Origin of the sequence: Terrisporobacter hibernicus, assembly GCF_020809405.1 — a bacterium.
GTDB lineage: Bacteria > Bacillota > Clostridia > Peptostreptococcales > Peptostreptococcaceae > Terrisporobacter > Terrisporobacter petrolearius.
In genome coordinates this window covers 1,073,520-1,086,342 of the sequence record NZ_CP081135.1, presented here as the reverse complement: position 1 = coordinate 1,086,342, position 12,823 = coordinate 1,073,520, and the positions used below count along the sequence as shown (strand labels likewise).

The 12,823-nt window shown below is 28.2% G+C and carries 13 protein-coding genes; 12 read left to right on the top strand and 1 reads right to left on the bottom strand.

The annotated features are described in order from the left end of the window. Nucleotide 1 precedes the first annotated feature (1 nt). Genes JW646_RS05235 through JW646_RS05225 form a run of 3 tightly spaced genes read left to right on the top strand, consistent with a single transcriptional unit; the run spans nucleotide 2 to nucleotide 2,138 of the window. Complete coding sequence (locus tag JW646_RS05235; protein ID WP_074920107.1) at nucleotides 2-286, top strand: PTS sugar transporter subunit IIB; 285 nt, start codon at nucleotides 2-4, stop codon at nucleotides 284-286. A 9-nt stretch (nucleotides 287-295) separates the two neighbouring features. Then, nucleotides 296-742, top strand: a complete 447-nt coding sequence (locus JW646_RS05230) for a PTS sugar transporter subunit IIA (RefSeq protein WP_228416834.1) — start codon at nucleotides 296-298, stop codon at nucleotides 740-742. A gap of 28 nt (nucleotides 743-770) precedes the next feature. Continuing rightward, on the top strand, nucleotides 771-2,138 hold the full coding sequence (locus tag JW646_RS05225) for a PTS galactitol transporter subunit IIC (protein WP_074920109.1): 1,368 nt from the start codon (nucleotides 771-773) through the stop codon (nucleotides 2,136-2,138). A gap of 49 nt (nucleotides 2,139-2,187) precedes the next feature. On the opposite strand, the gene JW646_RS05220 is transcribed toward JW646_RS05225, so the two are convergent. Continuing rightward, nucleotides 2,188-2,415, bottom strand: a complete 228-nt coding sequence (locus JW646_RS05220) for a (2Fe-2S)-binding protein (protein WP_228416833.1) — start codon at nucleotides 2,413-2,415, stop codon at nucleotides 2,188-2,190. Nucleotides 2,416-2,574: 159 nt separating this feature from the next. On the opposite strand from JW646_RS05220, the gene JW646_RS05215 reads away from it, so the two are divergent. From JW646_RS05215 to JW646_RS05175, 9 genes are all read left to right on the top strand, one after another. Further along, a complete protein-coding gene (locus JW646_RS05215; protein WP_074920111.1) occupies nucleotides 2,575-2,967 on the top strand; it encodes a hypothetical protein in 393 nt (130 codons plus the stop codon). A gap of 135 nt (nucleotides 2,968-3,102) precedes the next feature. Then, nucleotides 3,103-3,681 (top strand): TerD family protein, encoded by a 579-nt coding sequence (locus JW646_RS05210; RefSeq protein WP_074920112.1) that lies wholly within the window; start codon nucleotides 3,103-3,105, stop codon nucleotides 3,679-3,681. 52 nt (nucleotides 3,682-3,733) lie between these two features. Then, nucleotides 3,734-4,312, top strand: coding sequence for a TerD family protein (locus tag JW646_RS05205; RefSeq protein ID WP_074920113.1), 579 nt, complete (start codon nucleotides 3,734-3,736; stop codon nucleotides 4,310-4,312). Nucleotides 4,313-4,329: 17 nt separating this feature from the next. Further along, a complete protein-coding gene (locus JW646_RS05200) occupies nucleotides 4,330-4,959 on the top strand; it encodes a TerD family protein (RefSeq protein ID WP_074920114.1) in 630 nt (209 codons plus the stop codon). Between the two features lie 3 nt (nucleotides 4,960-4,962). Further along, nucleotides 4,963-7,737 (top strand): calcium-translocating P-type ATPase, PMCA-type, encoded by a 2,775-nt coding sequence (locus JW646_RS05195; RefSeq protein WP_228416832.1) that lies wholly within the window; start codon nucleotides 4,963-4,965, stop codon nucleotides 7,735-7,737. A 72-nt stretch (nucleotides 7,738-7,809) separates the two neighbouring features. Continuing rightward, complete coding sequence (locus JW646_RS05190) at nucleotides 7,810-9,378, top strand: YceG family protein (protein WP_228416831.1); 1,569 nt, start codon at nucleotides 7,810-7,812, stop codon at nucleotides 9,376-9,378. Next, nucleotides 9,378-10,517 (top strand): toxic anion resistance protein, encoded by a 1,140-nt coding sequence (locus JW646_RS05185; RefSeq protein ID WP_074920117.1) that lies wholly within the window; start codon nucleotides 9,378-9,380, stop codon nucleotides 10,515-10,517. Before JW646_RS05190 ends, JW646_RS05185 begins: the two co-directional genes overlap by 1 nt. Before the next feature lie 59 nt (nucleotides 10,518-10,576). Continuing rightward, nucleotides 10,577-11,647, top strand: a complete 1,071-nt coding sequence (locus tag JW646_RS05180) for an HpcH/HpaI aldolase/citrate lyase family protein (protein ID WP_228416830.1) — start codon at nucleotides 10,577-10,579, stop codon at nucleotides 11,645-11,647. Next, entirely contained in the window at nucleotides 11,628-12,821 is a 1,194-nt protein-coding gene (locus tag JW646_RS05175; RefSeq protein ID WP_148558368.1) for a phosphoribosyltransferase family protein, read from the top strand. Before JW646_RS05180 ends, JW646_RS05175 begins: the two co-directional genes overlap by 20 nt. Nucleotides 12,822-12,823 lie beyond the last annotated feature (2 nt).

Below are 12,823 nucleotides of genomic sequence, written 5' to 3'. Positions count from 1 at the left end.
TATGAAAAAAATAGTAGTAGCATGTGGAGCAGGGATAGCAACATCAACAGTAGCAATTCAAAAACTAAAAGCTGGATTTGAAAAAAGAGGCTTAGGAGGACAAGTTTCATTTACTCAATGTACAGTAGCAGAATTACCAGGAAAAGTGTCAGGACATGATATGGTTGTTACTACAGCTCAATTTAACCAAAGTGTAGATATACCAGTGGTATCAGGATTAGCTTTTATAACTGGATTAGGAGTAGATAAATTAATGGATGATATAGTTGCAAAACTAGGAATGTAGGTGGAATAAATGTTAAGTAAGGACCTAGTATTTTTAGATGTAGAATATAAAACTAGTGATGAAATTTTAAAGTCTATAGCAGATAAACTATTTGAAAAAGGATATGTGAAAGAGTCTTTTAAGGATGCAATTATAAAAAGAGAAGAACAATATCCAACTGCTATAGGAACTGAAAAGTATAACTTAGCTATACCTCATACAGATTCAGAACATGTAAATAAGCCAGGAGTAGCATTTGTAAGATTAAAAAATGAATGTGAATTTAAAGAAATGTGTACTAATAATGATATTAATGTAAATATGGCATTTGTATTATTAGTTACTCAAAAAGAAGAGCAAGTAAGTCTTTTATCAAAATTAATGGAGTTATTTGGAGAAACTGAATTTTTAGAGAGTTTATATAAGGAGCAAGACCCATCAGTAATAGTAGACGTTTTAAATAATAAAATATTATAAATCACAATAAATAGGGGGAATAGTAATAATGGATATATTACAAAAGTTAGTTGACTTAGGTCCTTCAGTAATGATGCCAATAATATTTGCAGTATTTGCAGTATGTTTAGGTGTCAAATTAGCAAATGCTATAAAATCAGGACTTTTAATAGGAATAGGATTTATAGGATTAAATGCAATAATAACAATACTTACAGAAAATTTAGGACCTGCAGCAGAGGCAATGGTTAAAAACTTTGGATTAAACCTAAATGTACTTGATGTTGGTTGGCCAGCAGCTTCAGCAATAGCATTTGGTTCAACAGTTGGCGTTTTAATAATACCTTTAGGAATAATAATAAATGTTGTAATGTTACTTACAAGAACGACTAGAACAGTAAATATAGATATATGGAATTTCTGGCACTTTGCTTTTACAGGTTCTTTAGTTTATATGCTAACAGGAAGCTTACCAATAGCTTTAGTAATGTCAGCAGTAAACATGATAGTCACAATGGTTCTTGCAGATAGAACTGCTCCATTGGTAGAAAAGGAATTGGGACTTCCTGGGATATCAATTCCTCATGGATTCTCAGCATCTTATGTACCAATAGCATGGATAGCAAATAAAATATTAGATTTTATACCAGGAATAAATAAAATAAAGTTGGATGCAAATGATATACAAAAGAAATTTGGTGTATTTGGAGATCCGGCAATATTAGGTACATCCATAGGTGTAATTCTTGGATTGCTTGCAAAATATGATGTAAAAGGTACTTTAAATTTAGCAGTAGTAATGGGTGCTGTACTTGTACTTACTCCAAAAATGGCAGCAGTACTAATGGAAGGTTTAATGCCGGTATCTGAAGCAGTACAATCTTTAATACAACGTAAATTTGAAGGAAAAGCTAAGCTTTACATAGGATTAGATTCAGCTGTAAGTGTTGGTCATCCAGTTACACTAGCAGTTTCACTAGTTTTAGTGCCGGTAACATTAATATTAGCATTAATAATACCAGGAAATCAATTCTTACCATTTGCATCATTAGCTGGGTTACCTTTTATGTTTGTCTTAATTACTCCACTTGTAAGAGGCGATTTCTTCAGAGCATTTATAGTAGGAATTATAGTTATAGGAGCAGGGTTACTAATAGGAACAAGTATGTCTCCATTATTTACAGATGCAGCATTAGCAGCTAAGTTTGCTATACCAAATGGAGCTACAATGATATCAAGTATTGACTATGGTTCAAGTCCGCTACCATGGTTAATAGTTAAGTTAACTGAGTATAAGACAATTGGAATAGGAGCATTAATAGCTTCAACAGTTGGAATTATGTTATGGAATAGAAAATTAATACTAAAAGAAGATCAATCAACAGAAGGAGTAAACAATTTAGATCAAGCAAATTAATTTCCTGATTTTGATAAAATATAAAAAGTAAGTCTCTTTAATAAGAGACTTACTTTTTTAATGCTTTATAAACTTCATATTCAAGTGAGGCGTTACATTTTCCACAAGCAGTTCCAGCTTTTGTAGTTTTTCTAATATCATTTATTCCACGGCAGCCATTATTTATAGCATCCATAATGTCGTGATTAGAAATATTATAACAGGAACAAATCTTTTTAGGTTTCTTATGATTTATTATTTTAAATTTCTTATATTTGCTTACTAATTTAGTGAACACAAAATCACCCTCCTCAAGTTTATATAATAAATATAAACTTTTATACCCAATTATGGTTTTAAACATTGAATTCAATAAAATGTCAATGCATATAATATATATTTCTGCTACATTTATAAATATATTCTATATAAAATTTTATTAAATGGGAGGGATAATATGAAAAATAGAAATATAATGATTAACACTTTATATTTTCTTATAGGAGTACTAATTGTATTAGCTATGGGTGAGTTAAGTGAAATTTGTATTGATTTAAAACAAACTTCTTATGATTCTATATATGACTATTTAATAATGTTAGTAGAATTTAGTGGATATATAATTTTAGGTTTTTGGATAGGGTTTAAAGATATTTATGATGAATTTAAGAAAGATGGAAAATGGAAGTTACTGAATTATAGGTTTGTTATAATATTTATTTTTGCTATGATATCTATTTCTTCTTATTTTATATACTTAAAATTCACCATATTAAATAGTTTAACTTTAGTACTTTTTGCTCTTTCAGGATATATTTTATCTCAATCATTAAAAAAAGTTGAGAAATAATAAAAATATTTTTATTTCTCTTTATTATTACTTTTTTAGAAAAAACTGATAAAAATTCCTAAATTATTTCAAATAACTTAATACCAATGGTATAATAATATTGGTATTACTTACTAAATGAAAGGGGTAGAGATTATGGGAATAACATTAGCGAAAGGCCAAAAAGTTAGCTTAACAAAAGGAAATCCAGGACTAAAAAATATTATGGTAGGTTTGGGATGGGATACTAATAAATATGATGGTGGATTTGACTTTGATTTAGATGCATCAGCATTTCTATTAGGAAGTAATGACAAAGTAACACAAGATACTGATTTTATATTTTATAATAATCCAAAGCATTCTTTAGGAGCAGTGGAGTATGTAGGAGATAATAGAACTGGTGAAGGCGATGGAGATGATGAAGAAATATTATTAAACTTATCATTAGTTCCAGAAAATATAAATAAAATTGCTTTTACTGTAACAATTCATGAGGCAATGGAAAGAAGACAAAACTTTGGTCAAGTAAGTAACTCATATATTAGAGTTATCAATAAAGATAATAATGAAGAATTATTAAAATTTGACCTTGGAGAAGACTTTAGTATAGAAACAGCAGTAGTTGTAGCTGAAATATATAGACATAATGGAGAATGGAAATTTAATGCACTAGGATCAGGATTTGAAGGTGGATTAGAAGCTTTATGCAAAAACTTTGGTATTAATTTATAGAAAGATATTTATTAGACATATAAAATATATTAGTTAATATGGAGGTTATATAATGGGAATAACTTTAAAAAAGGGAGAAAAAATTAATCTTACAAAAGGAAATCCAGGATTAAAAAATATTAAATTAGGATTAGGATGGGATATTAACAGTTTTGATAGTGGTTACGACTATGATTTAGATGTAAGTATATTCATGGTAGGAGAATCAGGTAGAGTAGAAAGAGATGAAGATTTTGTATTCTATAATAATTTAAAACATATATCTGGAGCAGTAGAGCATTTAGGTGACAACAGAACTGGAGAAGGTGATGGCGATGATGAAGAAATCTTAGTTGATTTAAAATTAATGCCTAATCATATACAAAAAATAGCTGTTGCCGTAACAATTTATGAAGCTAAAGAAAGAAGACAAAATTTTGGACAAGTAAGTAATTCATACATAAGAGTTTTAAATTCTGAAAATGAAGAAGAAATACTAAGATATGATCTTGGAGAAGAGTTTAGTATAGAAACTGCCATAGTAGCATGTGAATTATACAAATACAATGGTGAATGGAAATTTAGCGCAGTAGGGTCAGGGTTTGAAGGTGGCCTAGAGGCTCTATGTAAAAATTATGGATTAAATGTATAAAATAGGGGGAAATGTTTATGTCAATTAGTTTGAAAAAAGGAGAAAAAATAGATTTAAAGAAATCTAATCCAGGACTTAGTTCTTTGTTAGTTGGGCTTGGGTGGGACCCAGTTTCTCAAAAAGGAGGAGGGTTCTTAAGTAGTTTATTTGGCGCAGGAGCAGCAGATGTGGATTGTGATGCATCAGTATTTATGCTAAATGAAAAAGGACAAATGAATAGCAGTAAAGACTTAATTTATTTTGGAAATTTAAAAAGTACTTGTAAATCTGTTGTTCATACAGGTGATAACTTAACTGGAGATGGCGATGGTGACGATGAACAAATTTTAGTGAACTTAAATAAAATACCATCTAACGTTGATAAACTTTTATTTGTAGTTAATATTTATGATTGCGTAAGTAGAAGACAACATTTTGGTATGATAAAAAATGCCTTTATCAGAGTTGTAGATAGAGAGACAAATAAAGAAATAGCAAAATATAATTTAACAGATGACTATAGTGATAAGACAGCTCTTATAGTAGGAACAATATATAGATATAAAGATACTTGGAAATTCTCTGCAATAGGAGAAGGAACTAGAGATACATCTTTAAGAGATATAAGAGAGAATTTAGCAAGAGTAGAATGTGCATATGGGGTATAAAAAATGAAATTTTTTAATGAAAAACAAGACAAAGTACTAAAAGAACTAGCGGTTACCGTAGAAACAGGAATAGAGTCAAAAGAGATTGATTCTAGAAGAAATAAATATGGTTTCAACGAGTTTACGCCAAAAGAAGAAGGTAGTTTTTTTGATGACTTAAAGGAAGCTTTAAGTGAACCAATGATAGTAATATTAATTGCAGCAGCAATAATAAGTGCAGTTGTTGGTGAAACACATGATGCTATAGGTATAATATGTGCCATAGCTATAGGTGTAGGAATAGGAATGGTTACAGAAGGTAAATCTAAAAAAGCAGCAGAGGCACTTTCAAAACTAACAGAAAATATAGAAGTTAAAGTACTTAGAGACGGAAAAGTACAACAAATTTCTAAAAATGAATTACTTCCTGGAGATATAGTTTATATTGAAACAGGAGACATGGTTCCAGCAGATGGAAGACTAATAGAATCTGTAAACTTAAAAGTTAGAGAAGATATGTTAACTGGAGAGTCTGATGACGTATCTAAAAATGCAGATATTACAATACCAATGGAAAAAATAGAATCAAAAGGTCAAACAATAGAGCAAGAGCCTATACCTGCTAAACAAATAAATATGGTATTTGGTGGTACACTAGTTGCCTATGGTAGAGGAACTATGGTAGTTACGTCTATTGGTGATAATAGTGAAATGGGTAGAATTGCTCAAAACCTAAGTGATGAAGATGAAGAAACACCACTGCAGTTAAAGCTTGGAAATCTTGGTGCCATGATTGCCAAAGTTTCTAGTGGAATAGCAGGTTTACTATTTATATTTATGATTTTCAAAATGGTTATGAATAATACATTAAATGTTGATATGTCAGGATTTATGCCATTCTTAGAATCAATAGGACCAGCTAAAACTGCATTTACAGTATGTGTTGCCTTGATAGTTGCAGCAGTACCGGAAGGTTTGCCAACTATGATAAATATGACATTAGCAATAACTATGCAAAAAATGGCTAAAATAAATGCCTTAGTTACTAAAAAAGAAGCTTGTGAGACTATAGGTTCTGTTTCAGTAATATGTTCAGATAAAACAGGAACATTAACTCAAAATAGAATGACTGTAGAAGTAGCATATGTAGATGGAAGATATATAGAGGGAAATGATAGAAATACAAATAGTTTCTTTGAAGAAAACTGTTTAATAAACTCTACAGCTGACATTGAACATAGTGATGGAGAAGTCAAATATTTAGGTAGTGCAACAGAATGTGCTCTGCTTTTATATAATAAAGACAAAGATTATAGAAAAATAAGAAGTAATGCAGATGTAACATCTCAAAAACCATTTACTTCAGATACAAAAAGAATGAGCTCATTAGTTGCAAATGGTGATTCTTATCTATTGTTAACTAAAGGGGCACCAGAAGTTCTATTAGATTTATGTAATTTTGTTCAAAAAGGTGAAAACATAATACCTATAACTGAAGAAATAAAAACAGATATATTAAAAGAAATAGAAAAACTACAAGTTAAATCAATGAGAACTTTAGGATTTGCTTATAAGCAAATTTCATCAGGTGCTGAAGAGGCTGAAGTAGCTTTAACACTTGAAAATGAAACGATAGATATATCTTTAGAAGAAAACAACTTAGTATTTAGTGGATTTGTAGGTATAAGAGACCCACTTAGACCAGATGTTGTTGAATCAGTAAAAGTAGCTAATCATGCTGGTGTTGCTGTAAAAATGCTTACAGGCGACAACATAATCACAGCAAAAGCAATTGGTGAAGAATTAGGATTATTAAAAAATAATATGAGAGCTGTTGAAGCTTCTTATATCGACACATTAAGTGATGAAGAATTAAGAGAAGAAATAAAAACAATATCTATAGTTGCTAGAAGTAAACCAGACAGCAAAATGAGAATAGTATCAGCGCTACAATATAACAACGAAGTAGTTGCAGTTACAGGAGATGGAATAAATGATGCTCCAGCTTTATCTAAAGCAGACGTTGGTATAGCAATGGGTATATCTGGAACAGAAGTTTCTAAAAATGCTGCAGATATTATATTAACTGACGATAGTTTCTCAACAATTGTTAAAGGTATAAAATGGGGTAGAGGAATATACGATAACTTCCAAAGATTCGTTCAATTCCAATTAACAGTAAACGTGGTTGCTTTCTTAATAGCAATAATATCTCAAGTGTTAGGTCAAGAAATGCCATTTACAACTATACAATTATTGTGGGTAAACATAATAATGGATGGGCCTCCAGCATTAGCTCTTGGATTAGAGCCAGTAAGAGATTTTGTTTTAAATAGAAAACCTGTAAACAGAAATGCTAATATAATATCTAAATCAATGATAAGAACAATAATTTTAAATGCATTATTTATAACAGGTTTATTACTTGCACAATCTACATTTAATATATTAAATGTAACAGCAGAAGAAAATGAAACAGTAATGTTCTCATTATTTGCATTCTTGGCTTTATTTAATGCATTTAACTGTAGGGAGTTTGGAAGTGATAGTATAATACCAAACTTCACAAAGAATAAGCTTGCACTACAAATAATATCTGTAACAGGAATAGCACAAATTTTCTTTGTACAAATATTCCAAGATTTCTTTAACTCTGTATCATTAAGTTTTGAAATATGGATAAAAATAATATTAGTAGCTGCATCAATAGTAGTAGTTAATGAAATAGTGAAATTAGTAATAAGATTGTTTAACCCAAAAACAGAGAAAAATGAAGAACTAGCAATTGAAAATGCTTAAAAATAATAATATCCCCATTCTTTTTTAGGATGGGGATAATTAAAAATAATAATTAAATTTGAGGAGGATAAAATGGGTGATTCTAAAGTCTTTGAAAAAATATTCTCCAGCCAAATAGATAGAGAAAATTATACAATTACGAGTGGATATACGAATTATTTTATTTCATATATAGGATTAGAAGATGAAGATTTGTATAATTTAGAAATCTTCAAAACCAAATATAATATTGATAATAGGAAAGATATAGCCTTGTTTAGTAGTAGTTTGCCAAATCCTAGTGATTTTGATATGATAAATTATTTCAAAAACAAATTAAGTAACTATAGAAATAGTTTAGAACATATGGACATTAGAATAATTTCAAATGAAAAAATAAACAACAATATAAAAAGATCATTTGATATGGTTTTAAAAGAAGAAGAAAAGCAATTTAATAATGAAAGAGTTAAGGAAAATTTTATTATTAAGGTTATGTCATGGATAAAAACTTATGTAGAACCCTTAACTATAAATAAAGATGATGCACCAAAAATTATTTTTTATGGAGAAATAAAAAAACATGAAGCATACTTCTTAGCAATATTATATTTAGCTGGCTTCGATGTATTATATCTAAATCCTAATTCATCAAGTAACATAGTAGTTTTAAACAAAAACCTATATAAAATAGAGGAAATTATAAAAGAAAATGTGGAAGATATGCTTGCTTTTGAAGAGAGAGTTGCTTTTGGAGAAAAGGTGAATAAAGGATCTATAAAAAAAGCAATGACTATAGGTGCGCAGGCATCACAAAGAATAAGTAATGAGTTATTAAATGAATCTGGCTTTATTAAGCCGTGGCAGCTACAAGATAGAAAGATAAAAAACGTTTTATTAACTTCAACTATGGAGGAAATATCTATTTATTGGAACCAACCTTTAAAGCTAAGACCTAGTTTTAATTTTGATAATAATTACATAGAGGTGTCTGTATTCTTTTCTAAAATAAATGGAGTATACAATGATAGACATGAATATCGAAACTTTGTAAAAATATTAAAAGGGCCAAGAGAATATGTCAATTTCATTGATTTAAAAGATGGATTTGAACAACTGGCTAAACCGTTTACAAATGATGCTTTTAGCTTATCTTTTATACTTGATTCAAAAGGAATAATCGATAAAAAATCTGTTTTACAAGAAAAAAGTTATTCAATATCAACATTAAGCAAACCTCAGCAAACTATGATTTTAGAAAAAGTAGAAGAAATTATAGCAAGTAATGTATTTATTGATGAATTAAATCGAGAAGATAGGATAAAAGGTTTATTTACAGTCTTAAATATGGATAAAAAACTTGTACATATGATAAATAATTTTGATTATGCTTTAATTAATCCAAAGTTAGTTATTTATATGAAAGAAGCCGTAGTATTTAATAAAGAAATTGGATTTTTATTACTTTTATTATCAAAAATAGGATTTGATATTATTATGTTATCGCCAGGGGGAGATAACTGCATTGAAAATGTAATATCTTCTAAAGTAATAGATATTCACAGGCTGGATAAAATGATTTATCAATTTGATTTAGATGAAAAAGAAGAAGAGGAAAAAAGTATATTTAAAAAATTATTTAGCAAAAGGGGATTATTTTAATGGGAATAAATCTTAATAATTTATCTAGGGATAATAAAAACACACCACAGGTTATCAATAATACAGAAGTAAATAATACTGAAGAAAACTTTGATATAGTAGAATTTACAAATAAGAAAAAACAAGAACTTAGACAATCTAGAGAAGTGGAAGCTTTAACATCTCTTATAGAAGTAGAAAATCCAAATACAATTCTTGAGTTTGGGCGTCCAGCAGCAGAAGGAATTGCTAGAATATCAAATAGTCTACTAAATACTATTAAAATGAATAAGAACGAAGAAAATTCAAAAATGATAGAACAGTTAGCTAAAATAATGGATAGATTTGATTTAGATGATTTCCAAGAAACTAAAGAACCATCATTTCTACAAAAAATATTTAAAAAAGCTAGTAATGCCATAGAGCTTATGTTCCAAAAGTATGAGACTTTAGGTGGAGAAGTTGAAAAAATTCAAATAGAATTAGAAAAATATGAAAGAGAAATACAAACATCTAACAAGCAATTGGGGGCTATGTTAAATGAAAACTTTAATTTCTACGAAGAACTTCAAAAGTACATAGTAGCTGGTGAAATGGCAATAGAAGAAATGGACAATGAAATTTTACCTCATTTTAAAAACTTGGCAGAAACTAGTGGAAATCAAATGGATGTGGTTAACTTCCAAGAACTTACTAAAGTATACGACATGTTAAATCAAAGGATTTATGATTTAAGAATAGCTGAAAATATAGCTATACAAACTATACCAATGCTTAGAGGAATGCAACATAATAACTACGGTTTAATAAGAAAAATAAATAGCGCATTTGTTGTTACTTTGCCAGTATTTAAACAATGTTTATCTCAAGCAATTTTGTTAAAGAAGCAAGAATTACAAACAAAATCTTTACAAGCTCTTGATGATAAAACAAATGAATTACTTATAAGAAATGCTCAAAACGTAACATCACAAAGTATACAAATAGCTAAAATGGCAAATTCAAGTTCTATACAAATAGAAACTTTAGAAAAAATGCATACTACAATTAAAAGTGGTATAGAAGAAACTTTAAGAATAGAAGCTATGAACAGAGAATCAATAAAAGATAATACTAAGAGATTAGAAGAACTTAACACATCTATAATTTACAATAAATAAATTGACAGAAATACAAAGGACGTTAGTTCTTTGTATTTATCTTTTTGGGGGAGTGAAAATTGAAATACTTTGATTTTATAGATAAAAAAGATATAAATAGACTATTTTTTAAAGAACCAGAAGAATTTAATAAAAATACAGATATAAGTATATTGAAGTATGCTCTAGGAGCTTTTTTATATATACCAGCCACACAGTATAATATGATGTATAAAAATATTATGGGAAATGTAAAATGTTCTAGACCCTTGGCTATATGTTTAGAAGACGCAATAGGTACAAATGGAGAGGAAGAAGCAATTCAAAATTTATCCTTAGTACTAAACAATATAAGAAAAGAAATAAAAGATAGTGAAAGACCACTTATTTTTATTAGAATAAAAAACCCTACACAACTAGAAAAAATAAAAAACATTATTTATGAAAACAAAGAAGTGTTAACAGGGATTCTTGTTCCAAAAGCAAATAGTATTATTATAGAAAAATGTATAGGAGTATTAGATACTATAAGACTAGATAAAATTTACTTGCTACCTATAATTGAAAGTAAAGAATTTATATATAAAGAAAGTAAAGAAGAATCATTTTTAGATTTATATAATACTTTGGTTAAACATAAATCAAGAATACTTAATATTAGAATGGGTATAACAGATATTCTTGGTATTTTTGGAATAAGAAGAAGCAAAAACTTTTCCATATATGAAAATATTATTTGTACTAACTTTATCAATGATATCATTACATATTTATCTAGAGAAGAACTAGATATACCTATTAGCGGTGGTGTTTCAGAATTTTATGATATAGGTAATGAAAAAATTAAAGAAGAATATATTAAAGAAATATTGTTAGATAAATTCCATGGATTAGTTGGAAAAACAGTAATACATCCAAATCAAGTAGCAATAGTACAAGCGCTTTGTACAGTAAGTTATGAAGATTATATGGATGCAAAGATGATTTTAGAAAGTACAGAGAGTAAATTCGGTGTTAGTAGAAGTATATCTGGGCAGCGTATGAATGAAATTAATCCTCATTTATTATGGGCTAAAAAAATCATCATGTTATCTAGAATATATGGAGTATTAAATGAGGGGATAGACTATAATGACTTACTTAAATTTTAACTGTAATTTAGAAATTAAAGAAAATGTGTTAGGCTTAAATCTAGAAGATTTTCTAGAAATAGGAGTAAGAAATAATGAAAAAAGAAGATTTTTATTTGTGTCTAAAGTGCTTGGTAAGCATATTGCTTGCAGAGCAAAAGATATGGACAACTTAGGAAAATTAATAGTAAAGGCTTATAATAAAAAAAGAAATCCATCTAGCGGAGTTGTGATTTCTTTTGCAGAGACAGGAACTGCCATAGGACATAGTGTATTTAATTATATAGAAAATGACTATGAATTTTTACATACAACTAGGGAAAATGTGGCAGACTTTGAAAGCTTAGATTTTTTAGAGGAACATTCTCATGCTACTAATCATAATCTTTATTTTAATAAAATGAAAAACTTTGAATTTGGAGAAGAAGTTGTACTTGTAGATGATGAAGTAACTACAGCAAATACTTGTATAAATCTTATTAAAAAAATACATAAATTATATCCAAAGAAAAGATATACAATATGTTCTATATTAAACTGGGTGGAAGGGGAAAACTTAAAAAGAATAAAAAAATTGGAGAAAGATCTAAACTGCTCCATAGAATTTGTATATTTATTTAAAGGTGAGTTTGAATTTAAATTAAATGATTTAAAGCCAAATGACACTAAAATTAAAAATGATAAATATGTTGAAGATAAAAATGAAAAACTTCAAATAAATTATATAAAACTTGATATGGATGATTATATTGGCGAAAAAATGTATGTGAAATATACTGGCAGATTTGGGCTTAATAAAATAGAACAAAAAAAGTTAAAAGATATAGTAAAAAGAGAGTCTAAGAAGCTTAGCATAGAAGATAAAAATAATGAGGTACTATTTTTAGGAACGGAAGAATTTATGTATATACCTATGTTATTTGCAAAATATTGTCAGGGAAATATATATTATTATTCAACAACAAGAAGTCCAATAATTAATATTGATAAAAATGACTATCCAATCAAATCTAAATTTGAGTTAAGTAGTTTTTATAATAAAAAGGTGAAAAACTACTTGTATAATATAGACAAAAAAGATTATAAGGAATGTTTTTTATTTGTAGAGTTTAACGAAGATAAAAAAGTTTTTGAAGAGATAATTAATATATTTAAACAAACTTCAATAGAAAAATTAAATATAGTTTGCTGTTAAAA

Bases quoted from the DNA above. Each gene is read 5' to 3' on its own strand.
- JW646_RS05235 (WP_074920107.1), top strand. From the start codon at position 2: ATGAAAAAAATAGTAGTAGCATGTGGAGCAGGGATAGCAACATCAACA.
- JW646_RS05215 (WP_074920111.1), top strand. From the start codon at position 2,575: ATGAAAAATAGAAATATAATGATTAACACTTTATATTTTCTTATAGGA.
- JW646_RS05205 (WP_074920113.1), top strand. From the start codon at position 3,734: ATGGGAATAACTTTAAAAAAGGGAGAAAAAATTAATCTTACAAAAGGA.
- JW646_RS05210 (WP_074920112.1), top strand. From the start codon at position 3,103: ATGGGAATAACATTAGCGAAAGGCCAAAAAGTTAGCTTAACAAAAGGA.
- JW646_RS05175 (WP_148558368.1), top strand. From the start codon at position 11,628: ATGACTTACTTAAATTTTAACTGTAATTTAGAAATTAAAGAAAATGTG.
- JW646_RS05230 (WP_228416834.1), top strand. From the start codon at position 296: ATGTTAAGTAAGGACCTAGTATTTTTAGATGTAGAATATAAAACTAGT.
- JW646_RS05185 (WP_074920117.1), top strand. From the start codon at position 9,378: ATGGGAATAAATCTTAATAATTTATCTAGGGATAATAAAAACACACCA.
- JW646_RS05195 (WP_228416832.1), top strand. From the start codon at position 4,963: ATGAAATTTTTTAATGAAAAACAAGACAAAGTACTAAAAGAACTAGCG.
- JW646_RS05200 (WP_074920114.1), top strand. From the start codon at position 4,330: ATGTCAATTAGTTTGAAAAAAGGAGAAAAAATAGATTTAAAGAAATCT.
- JW646_RS05190 (WP_228416831.1), top strand. From the start codon at position 7,810: ATGGGTGATTCTAAAGTCTTTGAAAAAATATTCTCCAGCCAAATAGAT.
- JW646_RS05225 (WP_074920109.1), top strand. From the start codon at position 771: ATGGATATATTACAAAAGTTAGTTGACTTAGGTCCTTCAGTAATGATG.